The sequence below is a fragment of the Bacteroides sp. AF32-8BH genome (genome assembly GCF_003435205.1).
In the GTDB taxonomy this organism is placed as follows: domain Bacteria; phylum Bacteroidota; class Bacteroidia; order Bacteroidales; family Bacteroidaceae; genus Bacteroides; species Bacteroides ovatus.
Map to the genome: position 1 here is coordinate 148,371 of NZ_QVLZ01000008.1, position 18,602 is coordinate 166,972.

At 42.0% G+C, this 18,602-nt stretch carries 8 protein-coding genes; 7 read left to right on the forward strand and 1 reads right to left on the reverse strand.

Features of this window, described 5'->3' with window-relative positions; genetic code table 11:
• Positions 1–72: 72 nt before the first annotated feature.
• The 7 genes from DWZ47_RS07415 (at position 73) to DWZ47_RS07445 (ending at position 13,813) form a co-directional block, all read left to right on the forward strand.
• Positions 73–3,330 (forward strand): SusC/RagA family TonB-linked outer membrane protein, encoded by a 3,258-nt coding sequence (locus DWZ47_RS07415; RefSeq protein ID WP_117512690.1) that lies wholly within the window; start codon positions 73–75, stop codon positions 3,328–3,330.
• A 25-nt stretch (positions 3,331–3,355) separates the two neighbouring features.
• Positions 3,356–5,263 carry a RagB/SusD family nutrient uptake outer membrane protein gene (locus DWZ47_RS07420; RefSeq protein ID WP_117512691.1) on the forward strand — a complete coding sequence of 636 codons (1,908 nt, stop codon included), beginning with the start codon at positions 3,356–3,358 and terminating at the stop codon, positions 5,261–5,263.
• Between the two features lie 15 nt (positions 5,264–5,278).
• On the forward strand, positions 5,279–7,198 hold the full coding sequence (locus DWZ47_RS07425) for a DUF5123 domain-containing protein (protein WP_004301513.1): 1,920 nt from the start codon (positions 5,279–5,281) through the stop codon (positions 7,196–7,198).
• A gap of 84 nt (positions 7,199–7,282) precedes the next feature.
• Positions 7,283–8,911 carry a pectinesterase family protein gene (locus DWZ47_RS07430; RefSeq protein ID WP_004301512.1) on the forward strand — a complete coding sequence of 543 codons (1,629 nt, stop codon included), beginning with the start codon at positions 7,283–7,285 and terminating at the stop codon, positions 8,909–8,911.
• Between the two features lie 93 nt (positions 8,912–9,004).
• Positions 9,005–10,588: a pectate lyase gene (locus tag DWZ47_RS07435; protein ID WP_117512692.1), complete on the forward strand. Its 1,584-nt coding sequence runs from the start codon at positions 9,005–9,007 to the stop codon at positions 10,586–10,588.
• Positions 10,589–10,619: 31 nt separating this feature from the next.
• Complete coding sequence (locus DWZ47_RS07440) at positions 10,620–12,281, forward strand: pectate lyase (protein WP_032844446.1); 1,662 nt, start codon at positions 10,620–10,622, stop codon at positions 12,279–12,281.
• A gap of 35 nt (positions 12,282–12,316) precedes the next feature.
• Complete coding sequence (locus DWZ47_RS07445; RefSeq protein ID WP_117512693.1) at positions 12,317–13,813, forward strand: pectate lyase; 1,497 nt, start codon at positions 12,317–12,319, stop codon at positions 13,811–13,813.
• Positions 13,814–13,957: 144 nt separating this feature from the next.
• Here the strand turns inward: DWZ47_RS07445 and DWZ47_RS07455 are convergent, their stop codons facing one another.
• Positions 13,958–18,493, reverse strand: a complete 4,536-nt coding sequence (locus DWZ47_RS07455) for a two-component regulator propeller domain-containing protein (RefSeq protein WP_117512694.1) — start codon at positions 18,491–18,493, stop codon at positions 13,958–13,960.
• Positions 18,494–18,602 lie beyond the last annotated feature (109 nt).

Here is an 18,602-nt window from a genome sequence, read left to right on the forward strand (position 1 = left end):
CTTTTGTAGCGATGAATGAACTCTCATCGGGATTTTTATGAAATATCAAACAACAACCATTAATTAATAAACATGCAAAGAATGTCTAACAAAGTGAAAAACATGCGCTCCTTATTGCTAATACTATTTTCAGCAATATCGCTTAGCGTATCTGCGCAAACGATTACCGTAAAAGGTAACGTGAAAGACACCAGCGGAGAGCCTGTTATTGGAGCCTCTGTTGTAGAAAAAGGTAATACTACCAATGGTACGATTACAGATTTAGATGGTAATTTTTCTATTAAAGTTGATGGCAAAAAAACATTGGTTATTTCATACATAGGTATGAAAACTCAAGAAATAGCCGTTCAAGGTAGAAAAACAATTAATGTACAAATGGTCGACGACTCGAAAGCTTTGGACGAAGTCGTAGTAATTGGTTACGGTACGGTCAATAAAAGAGATTTAACCGGTTCTGTAGCCTCTGTTAGTGCCAAAGACTTAGCTGCTATACCAGTAGCAAGTGCATCTGAAGCCCTTACCGGTAAACTTGCCGGAGTTAGTGTTACTACTACTGAAGGTTCTCCCGATGCAGATATAAAGATCCGTGTTCGCGGTGGTGGTTCACTATCACAGGATAACTCTCCTTTATATATTGTAGACGGTTTCCCTGTTTCAAGCATTAGTGATATCGCTCCCTCGGAAATTCAAAGCATCGACGTATTGAAAGATGCTTCTTCCACAGCCATTTATGGTGCCCGTGGTGCAAATGGTGTAATCATCATTACTACCAAGAGCGGAAAAGAAGGTAAAACGCAAGTAGACTTCGGTGCTTCTTTCGGTTTTAAACAGGTAACCAAACTGACTGAAGTCTTGAGTCCTTACGATTTCGTTGCTTATCAGCGTGAAATCGGTTCTCTGGATTATGGAAACTTTGCCGATATGGATATTTGGCGTTCTATTGATGGTACCGATTACCAAGACGAGATGTTCGGACGTACTGGAAACCAGCAACAATATAACATTAATGTAAGTGGCGGAACCAAGCAAATGACTTATAGTGTCAGCTATGCCCATAATGAAGAAAAAAGTATCATGCTTAATTCCGGCTTCAAAAAAGACAATGTAAATGCAAAAATTAAATCAGAACTGAATAAATGGATGACACTGGACTTTAACGCCCGGTTAAGTTACTCTACCATTGACGGTTTAGGTGGTGGTGCTGATACCAATGAATCCAATGCTGCCAATTCAACTGTGGCTAATGCTACCGTATTCCGTCCGGTTGATTCACTTAAATACAGTGATGACGACGAAGAAAACAGTTCGGCACAACAGAAATCTCCATTGGAACGTCTGCTTGCAACGGATAAAACCCGCAATACTTTCAACCAGAACTACAATGTAGGTTTAAACTGGAAACCATTCAAGAACTGGACATTCCGTTCCGAATTCGGATATGGATGGAAGTTTGACGATACAGAACAGTATTGGGGAGTAGATGCAGTATCTAATTCTAAATATGGATATAACGGTCAGCCACAAGCCTACCTGTTGAGAGAAAAGACGATGAGCTGGCGTAATGCCAACACATTGACCTATGATAACAAAAAACTGTTCAAAGGTCGTGATAAACTCAATGTATTGATCGGACATGAAGTAAGCAGCAGCCAAAGGAAATCAATAGAAAATGTATCTGTAGCTTTCCCTGTTACTATGAATTTCGATGATATGAAAGCAAATATGGGTTCGGGCAAAGCTTTAGCCAACCAATCTACCATTGCTGCAAAAGAAAACATATTATCATTCTTTGGTCGTGTGAACTATACTATGATGGATAAATACTTGCTTGCTGTTACAGTACGTGCAGACGGTTCGAGCAAGTTCGGTTCCGGAAATCGTTGGGGTGTTTTCCCGTCAGCAGCTTTGGCATGGCGTATCTCTGACGAGGCTTTCATGAGTAACACTCAAGACTGGCTGTCAGCTTTGAAACTACGTTTAAGCTTCGGTACTGCCGGTAACAACCGTATCAATTCCGGTTTGCTTTCCACCACTTACTCTTTGGGAGGTAATGATGCACGCAATCCTTTCTTCAACGGAGAAAGCACTACCATGTTGGAACATGGAACGAACTTATACAACCCCGATTTGAAGTGGGAAACAACAGTTACCCGTAACATCGGTATTGACTATGGATTCTGGAACAATCGTATCTCCGGTGCTATCGACTTTTACTGGAATACAACCAGAGACTTATTGATGCGTACTGAAATTCCTTCTCTCTCCGGATATAACTATCAGTACAAGAACTTCGGACAGACATCCAATAAAGGTGTAGAATTGTCTGTTAGTGCTGTTTTATTTGATAAAAAGAATTTCTCTTTGAACTTCAATGCCAACATTGCTTACAACCGCAACCGCATTGATAAACTGAATACAGACTCTCCCTGGCAAAGTAGTAACTGGTCAGGTAGTACAATGGCCAAATACGAAGACTTCCGCGTAGAGAAAGGCGGACGTTTGGGTGAAGTTTGGGGATATAAGACAAACGGTTATTATACTGTATATGATCCTGTCACCAACCCTACCGGCGAACTGGTTTGGGCAGGTAGCGAATGGGGATTAAAAGACGGAATGCAAGATAACAGTCCTACTATCACCGGTGGTAAATACTATCCGGGTGGTTTGAAACTGGAATGTGATAAAGATGGTAACCCTCTCAAACAACGTTTGGGTAACACTATCGCTCCTACAACCGGAGGTTTTGGATTCGATGGTCGTGTAGGTAATTTCGATTTCAATGTATTCTTTAACTACTCTCTCGGAAATGTAATTGTCAATGGAACAAAACTGGCAGCTTCTTTCCGTTCAGGTTCAAGAACCGGTTATAACTTAAACAATGATTTCAGATTGTCTAACCGTTACACATGGATTGATCCGGAAACTGGTTTGAACCTGTCGTCCAGCTCTACAGATGTCCTCAATACCTATGGAGACATGACAACAGCAGGATTACGTCTGAATGAAATAAACGCTAACGCCAATATGTACAATCCGGCCAGCGCTACTACCATGCAGCTGACTGATTATGCAGTAGAAAAAGCCTCGTTCCTGCGTTTGAATAACATTACTATCGGATACTCTCTTCCGAAAACAATTGTAAGGAGAGCGTTTATGCAGAATGTGAGAATCTATCTGACAGGATATAACCTGTTCTGTTGGACTAACTACAGCGGAGCAGACCCTGAAGTCGATACAAGCAGTAAGAAAAATGCGATGACTCCGGGTATAGATTACGCCGCTTATCCTAAGAGCCGCACATTTGTGGGTGGTATTAACGTTACATTCTAATTAAAACATTAAACAGATTGATCGTATGAAAATATATAAGACATTATTCCTGGGGCTGGGGTTAATTGCCCTGTCTTCCTGTTCGGACTTCCTGAATCAGACCTCACCGTCTGAATTGGATAATGAATCAACTTTTAATAATGCCTATTATACAGAGTTGGCACTTAATAAAGTTTACGGCAGCCTGACGCAAGACCAGACTTATTCTAACTTCCTACCTATCATTGCCGGAACCAATACCGACTGTGAACTGATTGACGGTTTGGGTACGGATGCAAGCAACACGTCCAGCGAACGTGGTAATATGAACTACAACGCTAATCCGGGATGGTCACAACTTTCCAAAGTATGGGATGCCATGTACGGAGTAATCGAGAATGCGAATCTGGTAGTAGATGGTATAAACAATAGCCAACTGATACAACAAGCAGGAGCAACCCGTACCAGCATGATGAGATTCCGTGCAGAAGCGATGACATTGCGTGCGATGATTTATTTCGATCTGATCCGCTTGTTCGGTGATATTCCTTTCAAAACAGAATCTTCCAACAGCGACCTGTCTAATGTTTACATTGGAAAGGCAGATCGTGACGATATCATGGATGAATTGATAATTGAACTCGAGGAAGCTATCGGATATTTACCTTGGGCTGGTGAAGACGGTTATACAACCGAACATGTAAGCAAAGGCTATGCTCACGCTCTCTTGGCTAACATTGCAATGACACGTGCCGGATATGCTATCCGCGAACAAGCTAAAGACGGATATATCACCGGAGATAACAGTGACGCTACTTATCCTACTCAACGTTGCAGCGATACCAAACGTAGAGAACTATTCGAATTGGCCGAAAAACATCTGGCAGCTGTTGTCAGTTCAGGAAAACATAAACTGAATCCTTCTGTAGAAGAATACTGGCGTTTAATAAATATCGGACAACTAGATCAGACTTATCAAGAAAACCTGTTCGAGATTCCAATGGGACTAAACAAAAGTGGTGAGCTGGGATATACTATCGGATATCGTATAAACGGTGCCAGTTCCCTATTCGGTCCGAAAGGTAACTCATCCGGTAAGTTGAAACTGACTGCTCCTTATTATCTGTCATTTGGCGAAGGAGATATCCGCCGCGATCTGACTTGTGCTATTTCACAACTTTCTACAGACAAAAACACCAAAGTATTTAAAGAATATATGTTAGGAAATGCTCCTTTCGGTCTTTATTGTGGAAAATGGGATTATCGTAAGATGATGGAAAACTCTGAATGGTACGCAGCTGTATTGGCCAGCGATCAGAAAGTTTGTTCCGGTATCAACGTAGTGAAAATGCGTTATCCGCAAGTATTGCTGATGTATGCCGAAGTTGTGAACGAACTTTATGGTAAGGGTGCAACAGCCGAAGGTTGTACATTAACAGCCACAGCAGCCCTGAAAGAAGTACACGACCGTGCTTTCACCGATGCAACCAAACGTGATGCTGCATGGACTGCTCTAATGGGAAAAGACTTCTTCGATGCAATTGTTGACGAAAATGCATGGGAACTGGCAGGAGAAGGTGTTCGTAAGTTCGACCTAATCCGTTGGAACCTGTTGAGCGAAAAAATAGACGAGTTCAAAAACGAATATACAAATGCAGTGTATAATGGTACATATCCACAGTATGTGAACTATAAATATCGCACGGACAATCCGATGTATATCGATATGACTTCTCTCGTATTTGGAGCTAAAGTAGGTGGAGAATATGAAAACAAGAGCTTCTTCGGAGCTGAAACCAGTGACAAGGAGCAAAAGAATCTGAAAGTAAACTTGCCTAGTATTTCTGGCGGATTGAACAAGGCTGTGAAGAATCGTTATTTATTGCCGATAGCTTCTACAACCATCTCTACCTCAAACGGTAAATTATATAACTCTTATGGTTATTCGGATTAATCTTAAAATCGTAAAATGATGAAGAATATAAAAAATATATTGGGAATGGGAGCTTTCATGCTCCTGGCCTCTTTGGCTGTATCTTCGTGTACAGAGAAAAGTGATTGGGATATTGACTCTTCCTATAGCCGTCCTTTCGGAACTGATGAAAACGGAATCAGTGTAGAAACAGACAGTAAAGTAGCCAGAGCGGTAGTAACTTGGAGCTCAACATCTAATACCGACTATTACATTATCGAGATTAGTCCTAACGAGATGACTGACGAAACTCCAATGGGATCAGAAGAAAATGGAAATATCGTTTATGGAAATGATCCTGCCAACCGGATCAAGCAGTCACCTTACACAATGGATAATCTGGCTGTAAATACGACTTATTATATGCGTATCAAGTCTATTTCCGGAGAGAAAGAATCTCGCTGGGTAAATTATAAAAAGACTTTTGCTTCAGTTAAGGAAGAAGCTATCCTGAATATCCCAACTACTGAAGACTTACCTGAAGGTCAAGGAAAAGTACGCATGTCATGGGAAGCCGGATTAGCAGTCGATCATTTCGAAATCATGGAAACAGGTGCCACAGAAGCAACTTCACGTGTTATTTCGTCAACAGAAGCTGCCGCAGGTGAAGCATGGGTTGAAAATTTGAAGTCGTTCACTGAATACACAATTACTATTTATAATGAAAATAATCCGCGTGGTTCACAGACTGTTACCATTCCTGGTTTGGAAATCGAATCTACCATCAGTGATATAACAGCAAATTCAGCTGTATTCTCATGGGAAGAAACGGTGGATGTAGATGAATATGCTTGTGTTCTTTCTACCGAAGGAGTACCTGAATCAGGAACCCAATTATCACCAGCAGATATTGCTGCACATAAGGTGACAATCACAGGTTTGGCTTCCAGTACGGAATATACGGCTTATGCTTTCGCAAACGGCTCTATATGTTCCCGTATCACCTTTACAACTAAGAAAGGTAAACCGACGGGTTATACTGAAATAGAATGGGAAAATGTAGATTGGTCTACTTTGAGTGGAAAGGTATTGATTAATATAAGCAACGATGCATCAATAATTCTGCCTAATAACAGTATTCCTGCTGACATTGAGGAAATTGTATTCTGGGGAAGCGAAACAAAACCAAGTGTAGAAATTAATAACATTGATTTCTCTGGACAATGTAAAAAGATTGAATTCTATAATCTAGATATTTATTCTACAAATAAAGGTGGCAATTTTGTCATTTATTTGGATAATCAAGGTAAGACTAATTCTGGTTCTGTAGAAAAGTTAGTTATCTCATCTTGTATGATAAGAGATTTCCGTGGTGTTATTCGTGTACGTAAAACAACAAGTAATGCAAATACAACAATAGAAATTGACGATTGTATTATCAAAGGATTACAAGGTGGACATTATGGCATTCTACATGCAAGCGATATAACAGGAAGTAGTGGTGCAGGTTCTCTCGCATCTCTCAAATTAAATCTAACCAATTCTACCATTGCAAACTTCATTGGAGCCGCTTCATCAATAGTAAGAACAGCAAACACTCAACAGAATGTCACTACTAATATTGAAAATTGTACGTTCTATGGCTTAACAACATCTGGTGAGCAATTAATGAGAGATATTACTGGAGCAACATGTACATTTAATGTTTCAAATACTTTGTTCGCTGCAAGTAACACTAATTATAAAGTCTTTAATTCGGCAACAGTTGCACCGTCAAATGTTAGTTGGCAGAAAGTTTATGCTACTAGTGACTTCAAATTCACTAATACAACTAGTTCTACAACATATGACACTATGACTTTAAGTTCATCTGAATTATTCTCATGCACTGATTCTAATTCCGAATTCACATTGACTTATGGCAACAATGTTTCTGAAGAATACAAAGTCATCGGTGACCAACGTTGGAACAAATAACTAAATAAAACTACAAGGTTTTCCGTCAAGTCTGGAATTTGCATTTACTTGACGGAGAATCTTCTCTAAAAAGCAACAGATATTATGAATACAAATTCAATCAATACAATAAGTAAATACTTACTTCTGCTCTTGTTGATTCTTACAGGTGCTTCCTGTAATGACAACGATGATGCAGAAGATACAAGCATCCCTGTTCTGATTTCACAGAATATCAATGATGGTGATGTAGTAGGTCCGAGCGGATATGTAGAACTGACTTTCAGCAAAGCTATGCGTCAGGCTCCAGACACAGAAATCTATTTCAACGGAGGAGTAGTGCGTGTATCCATCAACTACGAAAAAGTACGTTATACCTTCTCTGGTATGGAAAACAAAGAATGTACTTTCGAAGTTCCTGCCGGAGCATTAACGGATATGCAGGGAAGAGCTTACGACGAAGACTTCTTTTTAAGCTTTACTGCCAAATCTGAAATTTCGGGTGGTGGAAAAGTATTCGATGCAATTGTTGATTCAAAAGGGAATGGCGATTACACTACTCTCCAGGCAGCAATCAACGCCATCACTACTCCACCGACCAGTCCTTATAAAATCTTCATAGCCAACGGAACTTATAATGAATGTGTCCGGATCAATAAGAATAAACCATTTGTTCATTTAATCGGTGAGAGCCGCGATGGTGTTAAAATCCAGTTTGCAGTAAACCGTGTAGATGATTCAAGTAATGCTACCTCATGGCCTTATTCTATTTTCAACGAAAACTCACCAGCCCGCAAAGCCGGATATAGTGAAGAGCAAAACACAGTAGTGTTGATTGAAGCCACAGATTTTTATGCTGAAAACATTTCAATCATCAATCTTTATGGTGCATTCTCAAATCGTCACACTGGTGGTTTAGGTAAAAACGGACAGGCAGAAGCCTTGATAAACCGTGAAGACCGCTTTGCTTTGAATAATTGTTTGCTTGTCTCCTATCAGGATACATGGTGGACCCGTTATTGGAACAATACAACCCCTCATCGTGCATACGTTTATAACTCATGGATTGAAGGTCATACAGATTATATCTGGGGAAGTGGCGATGTACTTATCGAAAACAGTACATTCTATAATACAGGCAATGACGGTGGTAGCGTTATAACTGCTTCGCGTACCAGTGAAAGCGATAAATACGGATATGTTATAAAAGATTGTACGGTAAACGGTGATGATACAAAATTCTCATTCGGACGTTCCCAAGCCACAACCACGAAAACTGTCTGGATCAACACCAAGTTGAAAATGGATATTATAGATTCACACTGGGGATATGGTGGACAAGTACCTACACTATATGCTGAATATAACACTATCGACAAGAATGGAAATATGATTGCGGAAAGTAAAACAATCACCTCCGGAAACGTTTCCTTCACTAGTTCAGTGCTAACAGCATCCGAAGCTGCTAAATATACATATGAGAATATAATAACTATTGACAGTTGGAACCCGAAAGAGTATATGGAAACTCCCCTTGCAGCACCTACCAATGTCAATCTGTCGGGAAACACTCTGACATGGGATGCAGTATCCGGTGCTGCCGGTTACCTCATCTTTATGAATGGCAACTATGCAGGGCAAACTACAGACACTACCGTTACACTGACCAACACTGACGAAAGCAATATTTATACAGTGAAAACTGTAAGCCAGTACGGTACAGTAAGCGAATAAAACCAATAAGATTTAATAAAGAGTTCTTTGTCACATCATCAGCAAATATAATGTATGAGACAAAGAACTCTATTTTTTTAAAAGATAATTTGTATGCTCAAATCTATTAAAATGGGATTATTGTGCTTCTGTGTAATCAACCTATCGGTTGCTTGCAGCAGCGAAGACCCAAGTATCACTGATGAAACACCGGGACAGAATACCGGTAACGGTGGTAATGAGAACGAAGGTGGTGAAGAAGAGACACCTGCCGAAACGCGTTATGCCTTTCCGGGTGCTTACGGTGCAGGTCGTTATACTACCGGCGGAGCAGGCGGAGAAGTGTATACAGTAACTTCGCTTGAAGACAACGATAACACAACACAAGGGACACTACGCTACGCATTAAATCGCACGGGAAAGCGCACGATCGTATTTGCGGTAAGCGGATTGATAGAACTGAAAAGCCCCTTGAAGATAACCAACGGAGATGTAACGATTGCCGGCCAGAGTGCACCGGGTAACGGTATTTGCCTGAAAGGACATCCCGTATCCGTACAGGCAGACAACGTAATCATCCGTTTCATGCGTTTCCGCATGGGATCGGACAACTTTACAACAGAAGCAGAAGCCGACAGTGGTGATGCACTGTGGGGAAAGCAACATAAAAATATTATCATTGACCATTGTTCGATGAGTTGGAGCACTGATGAATGTGCTTCTTTCTACGATAACACTAACTTTACCATGCAATGGTGTATCATCAGCGAAAGTTTGAATCGTTCGGTACACACCAAAGGTAATCACGGTTATGGAGGAATATGGGGAGGATCACCCGCTACATTCCACCACAATTTATTAGCCCACCACAGTAGCCGTACACCACGTTTATGCGGTAGCCGCTATACAGGGAAACCGGAAAATGAAAAAGTCGATTTACGAAATAATGTTTTCTATAACTGGGGACCGACCAATGGTGGCTATGCAGGAGAAGGAGGAAGCTATAATTTCGTGAACAACTACTACAAGCCCGGACCAGTTACCAATACCAAGAAAAATATAGTAAACCGTATCTTCCAACCTAACGGTGATGACGGTACAAATAAAAACACCAAAGGTATATGGGGTACTTTTTATCTGAAAGGAAACTATTTTGATGGCACATGTCCTGAATTGAAAGCCGAATATCAATCTCTGCTTACTTCTGTAAACAATGACAACTGGCAAGGGTTACACCCCAATGCAACAGAAGCCGTTCCTTTACCCGATGGAGGAGAAAAAGCACTTCAGTCAAGTAACGAATTTACTATTTCCGAAGATGCATCCGAATTCACTCAATCGGCAAAAGAAGCTTATGAATCAGTATTAAAGTATGCCGGTGCTTCCTTAAAATATGATGATGTCGATAAACGCATCATAGCCAACGTTCGCAACGGAGATTATACGGCAGACGGCAGCAATGGCAGTGAAAAGGGACTCATTGATAAAGCCAGCGATGTAGGTGGCTGGCCGGAATATAAAAAGGAAACTGGTCCGAAAGACACCGACGGCGACGGCATCCCTGATGAATGGGAGACTGCCAACGGTTTGAACCCCAAAAGTAAGGCCGACGGTGCCAAATATACTCTAAGTAAAACGTATACCAATCTGGAGGTTTACCTCAACAGTCTGGTAGAAACGTTGTATCCCAACAAATAAATCGTCTATATCCCCAAACAGTTAAAAGATAATGAAGCAGAAAATATCTCTATTTTATGTAGCTATTGCATTCAGCATCGCAGGATTATGTACCTCATGCTCTTCCGACGATCCTGTAGATGATACAGGTGGAGGAACAAATAATCCAGGTGGGACATCTTCTGATGTCAAGCAACTGGATTATGGAGAACTTCTTGCTTTCCCATACGCCGAAGGCCACGGTCGCAATACCACCGGAGGACGCGGAGGAAAAGTTTATCATGTGACTAGCCTTGAAGACGACACCAGTGGAAGTATCAGCGGAAGTCTGCGCTGGGCTATGAAACAAGACGGTCCTAAAACGATTGTATTTGATGTGTCGGGTACCATCTATTTGAAATCGGAATTAAAAACCCAGAAAGATGATCTGACCATTGCCGGACAAACATCACCGGGCGGTATCTGTATCGCCAATTATCCATTTACGATTAATTCCAGCAATATCATCATTCGTTTCATCCGTTTCCGCCCCGGAAACTCTAACGTAGACTGCGACGGATTAGGAGGTTGTGACAAACAAAATGTAATCATCGATCATTGTTCGGTAAGCTGGGGAAGCGATGAATGTCTTTCTGTCTATGGTATGCAAAATTCTACCGTACAATGGTGTTTAGCTTATCAAGCCTTACGTGTGACTGATGTAAAGATCAATGCTGCCACAGGTAAATTCGCTTCTCACGGATATGGCGGTAACTGGGGAGGAAACTATGCCTCTTACCACCATAACCTGATAGCCCATTGCGAAAGCCGTGTTCCACGCCTTGGTCCCCGATATACTACATTAGCACTGAACAACAACGATGGAGAGCGAGTGGATATGCGCAACAATGTTTACTACAATTGGGGAGGCGAAGGCTGCTACGGTGGTGAAGCGCAACACGTGAATATCGTTAACAACTACTACAAGCCAGGCCCCGGAACCGATGAAAGCGGTAAAGCAGACCGTGCTTACCGTATCGCCAAGCCGGATGTATATCCGGAAAATTACTCCGGCGAAGCTTACAAAAAATGGCTTCAAACTTGGGGGAAGTTTTATATCGACGGAAATAAAGTGGTAGGCAATACGACTGTTAGCAATGATAACTGGACAAAAGGCGTATTTGAACAAATGGATAATAAAAACTGTGCAACTACGGAGCTTTGGAACCAACATACCCAGATAAAATCAAGTTCACCGGTAGTTAAGGCAGGAAATGTAAGAACTCATACGCCGGATGAGGCTTATGAACGTGTGATGAGCTATGCAGGAGCCAGCAACTATCGTGATAAAGTCGACGAGTTGATAATCAGCGACGTTAAAAACAGAAAAGCAAGTTGCACGGGAGATGCCAGCAAATGGAAAGATCTTTCCGGCTACTCACAAAACAAAAGTGGATATATCAACGACCCGAAAGATGTCTGCACAGCCTTAGGAGTAAATGATCCCTACGATGTTCTGAAATCTGTAACCAATGCAAACGTGAAAGATACGGACGGTGACGGTATTCCCGACTACTGGGAAGAAGAATATGGTTTGAATCCCAAGAAATCTGCTGATGGAAAAGAAACGACTATTGACAAAAACGGGAAGTACACTAATCTGGAAATGTATCTCAATAGTCTGGTGCACGAAATCATGGTAAATGGTGCGACAGGTGGCAGTGTTATAGAATAAATTTAGTAAATTCGAACCCAAATGATAAATTAGTAATGAAAAAGAATATATTAGCAATCTGTAGTTTGATATTGGCTTTTCCTCTAGTGGGACAAGCCATGCAACCTGCCATTTCGGTTGAAAAAACATCAAAGGACTATCCTACCCCGGATCGTTCCAAAGTTCTCGCCTTCCCCGGTGCCGACGGAGCAGGAAAATATACCACCGGTGGTGCCGGAGGTGCTGTATACACTGTTACGTCCCTGGCAGACGACGGTTCGGAAGGGACACTTCGCTGGGCTATCAGCAAGAAAGGTCCCCGCACCATTGTCTTTGCGGTTAGCGGAATTATTGAACTACAAAAAGCATTAAAACTCAGCAATGGTGATGTGACCATTGCAGGACAGACAGCTCCGGGTGATGGCATTTGCCTGAAAAACTATACATTCTCTATTCAGGCAGACAATGTTATCGTCCGTTTCATCCGTTCCCGTATGGGAGTCGACATCAAACAAAAAGGTGACGACTCAATGAATGGTACTAAAGCGCACCAAAACATTATCATAGACCACTGCTCCATGAGTTGGTGTACGGACGAATGTGCCACATTCTATGATAACCGTAATTTCACACTTCAGTGGTGCATCATCAGTGAAAGTCTCGCCAATTCTATCCACGAAAAGGGAGCACATGGTTATGGGGGTATCTGGGGTGGAGAACCTGCTACTTTTCACCATAACTTACTCGCCCATCACACTAACCGCACACCCCGTCTTTGCGGAAGCCGTTATACGGGTCGTCCGGAAGATGAAAAAGTGGAATTATTCAATAATGTGATTTATAATTATGGCAGTGACGGTGCTTATGCCGGTGAAGGAGGTTCCTACAACTTTATCAATAACTACTATAAACCGGGACCTTTCAGTGCGACAAAAGGTTCTTTCAAACGCTTGTTTACAGCGTATGCCGATGATGGCAAAAACAACAATAAAGCAGGTGTTCATGGTGTATTCTATTTCAAAGGTAACTATATGGATCCTACCTGTCCCAAACTGACCGATAAGCAGAAAGAGGCTCTTTATAAAGTGAATATGGATAACTCTTACGGACTGGTTATCAAAAAGGACTTTGCCACAGAAAAGGAAGTACTGTCTAAAAAAGCATTTGACATAGCCGAACATACTTCTTTGCAACCTGCCAAGAAAGCCTACAAAGATGTTCTCGAGTTTGCCGGTGCTTCATATCGCCGTGACGCCATAGACCAACGCATCGTAGATGAAACTCTCAAAGGCACTTATACTTACGAAGGTTCTCACGGAAGCACGAATGGAATGATTGACCAACCGTCTGATGTAGGAGGATGGCCGGAATATAAATCAGAAACAGCACTTGTTGATACAGATAGTGATGGTATTCCCGATGAATGGGAAAAGAAACACAACCTTAATCCCAATGATCCTTCAGACGGAGCCAAATATACATTAAGCCCGGAATATACAAACCTGGAAATGTATATGAACAGCCTTGTGAATCATCTATACCCTAAAAAATAATTTCGGATAACCAAGATGAGGGTAAATGTATCGGAACTCTCATAAACAAAAAATCACCCTCGCCACAGATAGTTGTAGTGAGGGTGATTTCGATAAAAGGGGAGCTTTGAACATCCCCCTTTCTATTTCTTTCCTTTCCTATTATTATCTCCCCACTCTATCCCGATACTCTGTAGGCGTCATTCCAACCTGTGCTTTAAAGCATTTACTGAAATAACGCGGATCATTAATGCCGACCATATACGAAATCTGGGTCATATTAAATTCTCCGGTTTCTATTAATTGTGTAGCCCGCTTGATACGCATTTCTTTGATAAATTCAATCGGAGCCAATCCGGTAAGTGTTTTCAGCTTCTTGAAGAAGACAGAACGGCTGACAGCCAGTTCCCGAACCAAATCATCTACCACCAGTTCTCCATTATCCATGTTCTGCTTCATCAATTCAACCAATTTATCCATAAACTTACGGTCGTTGGGAGACATTTCGAGAGTTGTAGGTGGAGTTTCGGACACATCTTCTTCAGCAGACGGCATATCCGTAGCCACAGGCACTTCCTCCTGACCGGTAGAAATATTGATATGCATCAGACTATCCCGGTAGAAACTTTGCAGTTTCTTACGCTGCATCAACAGATTTTCCACACGTGCTTGCAGATAGGTAGCACTGAAAGGCTTCGTTATATAATCATCCGCACCATATTCCAATCCCTCCAGTTTGCTTTCAATCGTAGTTTTGGCAGTAAGCAAAATGATAGGTATATGGCTGGTCGTCATATCCGCACGCAGTTCACGCGTCATTTCGATACCGTCTTTTTCAGGCATCATCACGTCACTGATGATAATATCCGGCAGGTACTTCAAAGCCTTGCTTGCCCCCTCCTTACCGTCAGCAGCTTCCACCACCCGGTACATCGGAGAAAATATACTGCGCAAGAATTCACGTAACTCCTGATTATCTTCGACTAACAGCATCAATTCTTTGGAGTTCTCTTCTTTCGCAAATTCTTCCCCATACACATCATCAATCTTCTCCGAATCATCGCTTACCAACGTTTCAGACTGAATGGAAGAATTGGCAATATCCACTACCTGTCCCATTCTTGCCGGAGCATCCGCATCTTCCAGAATAAACTCGGCTTCCTTATCGTAATGTTCTTTTCCCTTGAGGAAATCGACTTTGAAGCAACTCCCTTCTCCCAAATGACTATCAACGGAAATAGTCGCTTTATGCATTTCCACCAACTCTTTCACCAATGAAAGTCCGATACCCGTACTAGCCTGATTGAAAAGATTCTTATCTACCAGATTCTCAAAACGGACAAACAGTGACTTCTTTTTGTTTTCTGCGATACCGATCCCCTGATCTTGCACACCGATAGAAACCGTCTTTTCATCTTCCCGGATAAACATCGTAATCATCTTGCCATTCGGCGTATATTTAAATGCATTGGAAAGCAAATTGAATACAATCTTTTCCAGCTTATCGGCATCCACCCAAAGATAAAGATGTTCCTTTTCGGTCTGGAACAGGAAATCAATCCGATGTTCCTCGGCCACAGCTTCAAAATTATCCATCACCTTACGGACGAAAGGTACAATATCCACCCGCTGCACCTGCATCTTCATCTTCTTATTCTGAATCTTGCGGAAGTCCAGAATCTGATTGACAAGACGGAGCATCCGATTGGTGTTCCGTTCAACCACCACTAACTGTTCGCGAGCATCAGCCGGCAATTTATCATTCTTCAAGACCTGCTCCACCGGACCGGATATCAACGTAAGCGGAGTACGCAACTCATGCGATATGTTAGTAAAGAAACGCAGTTTTATATCTGAAATCTGCTGTTCGACCGAAACTTCATGCTTCAACCGATAAATAGTAAACAGGATATAAACGGCTACGAGAATAATAATCAGAATAAAAAGAACATAAAGCACATAAGCTACCGGCGTCTCCCAGAAAGAAGGCAGAATAACAATGTTCAGTATACGTTCATTATCCACCCACACACCATCACTATTCGTTGAACGAACACGGAGCACATACTCTCCTTTCGGAAGATTCGTATAAGTCACACTACGCTGCTTGTCGGCAAAAGTCCATTGTTTCTCAAATCCGTCGAGAATATAAGCATACTGTATATTCTGCGGATTAGTATAATCGAGTGCAGCGAAGTGAACGGAGAAAATATTCTCTTTGTGTGAGAGCACCAATGGGTCGGTATCGTCAATATCCACCTTCAACAAGGAGTTATCTCCGGGCGTAATATCCTCATTAGTCACCATCAGTTTGGAGAATACGATAGGTGGGATATAGCTACTCTTACGAATAGAGTCGGGATTAAATATAAAGACTCCCCCACTGGCACCGAAAAGCATACTTCCTTTAGCCGTCAATGTGGAAGCCGCTTCACTAAAGCGCACTGGGAAAGTAATACTACGTTCGTCGTAACTTTCAAAACGTTCTTCAGACGGGATAAATTTACAAATTCCATTCTCCGTACTAATCCATAAATTCTCCTTACTATCTTCGCGGGCAGAAAGCAAGACGTCGGAAGGAAGACCGTCCAGTACGGAATATGATTTGAACTCTCCGTGGCCGTCCTTACTGATAGATATCAGTTTGTTGAGTCCCCCACCGAAAGTAGCCAGATACAGTTCCTTTTTCTTAGTGGAAATAATCCAATGGACATCATTATTACTCAGACTTTGCGTATCGTTCGGCATACGGGAGAAATGATAAAACTGCACATCCTCCGGTTTCTTAAAGTTCTCATCAAAAGCAACAGCTCCCGTAGTTGTACCTACCCACAGGCGTCCATTATTATCGGAAGTAATGAAACGCGCTTTGTAGCAAGGATCAATCGGATACCCTTTCAGATTATTCCGGTGATTGATAAACAATGTCTTTCCTGCTTCATTCTGCGTGATATAATTGATACCTCCGGCAAAAGTAGCTACCCAAATACGACCATAATGATCTTCATAGATACAATACACATTATTATCGCTCAAACTGTACATATCCTCTTCACGATGAAGATAACGGGTCAGTTTATAAGACATTCCGTTGGAAGAAGTCGGCTCGGCACGGACAAGTCCGTCTCCTTTTGTTGCAATCCAGATGATTCCTTTCGAATCCTGAATAACAAAATAAACAGTTCCCAACATGGGAGTACCGGTAGTAGAAACGATGCCGCTTTCGGTCAGGTATCCTTTATAAGCTTTATCGGCATCATACATACGAAGCATACCATCTTTCAAGCCAACCCACAGATTACCCAGTTTGTCTTCGCACAGGGCACGTACCTCATTATGCAATGATTCATGTTCATGCGGCATGGGAGTCATCATCGCAAAAGGTACATTCCGATAAGTCACCTTCTCCAATCCCTTGGAGTGGGTGCAAAGCCATAAATTACCTTGTTTGTCGGAGAAAGCCGAATGAATCTTATTGGAAAAACGCCAGTCACGACTACCCAGTCCATTATAGAAAGGAACCAATCGTTTTTTTTGAGGATCGAAGTAAGAGAAACCTCCTCCATAAGGGTGTACCCAAAGATACCCGTTTACATCTTCATGGATATGGAAGGCCGGACGGGAACGTTCAGGATTACTGTATTCAATAAGAATCTGTTCACGGGTCACCACTCTGGTCGAGGGATTAAAATGGGCTACAACACCCGGTTCTTCCTGCTCGAACCACACTTCCGAAGAACGGTCTACATAAGCAGAAAGGATTGGTTTTGCGGGTAAAGCCTTACAAGTCAGGAATGAGTAATGCACATTTGTTTTGGTCCGCAGATTGTAAGTAAAGAAACCATCCGAATCGGTAGTAATTACAGAAACGTCCGGTGCAACGGGGTGAATGGAAGTGATCTGTCCTTTTGTAGGAAGTTCGATCAACGTAAATTCTCCGCTATCTTTCTGATAAGACCAGATACGTCCATGATCCGAAGCAAAGCAGATGTCCTTATCCCGCTCCTGTACTGCATAGAAGGCTTGGTTTATGCCGCCAAACTTTCCTTTTGTCTCCGTAAAATAGGAATCCGGTTCTTTCTTTCCGGGGCGGATCATGCCGAGGCCGTTATCTGTCAACAGCCAGTCATTACCTGCTTTGTCCTGATGTACTTTGAATACATGTAAAGAGGGAAACAATTCCGTCTTACTGGAATAAATATCCCATGTCAGGCGATGATTCTCATTTGGATGAGTCAGGATGCGGATAGCTCCGTCATTTTCTGTCAGCAGCCAGACGGTTCCGTTCGGCATCACCTCAATGGTATGCACATTGAAAGCACTCCCCTCCTCTCCGGCAGCAGGTACTTGTTCGAAAGTCTCTGTCTTCGGGTCGAAACGATGGACACGATTATCATAAGTCAGTAGCCACAAAAAACCATAACGGTCTTCATAGATACGGTCTACGCGATTATTGGTCAGACTGATGTAGTTTCCCTGACGGGCCTTATATGTTTTGAAGGTATAACCGTTGAAACGGTTGATTCCATCCCAAGTGGCAAACCAAAGGTTGTCTTTGTGATCTTGCAAGATGTTCATCACCGTATTTTGGGACAATCCATCTTCAGTAGAATAGTGGGTGAAAAAACAGTGCTGCTGCGCATGTGTCGAGAACACAATAGCTAGCAAAAGAATTACTGAAATTAAGGTTTTCTTCATCATATAACTAGGTTCTGTGCCGTAAAGATAGAAAAATAGTTGTACTTTTATGCAATCTTTAGCGGCTATTTAACAGAATCGAGCCATTCTATAGGACAAGTGATCTATTGTC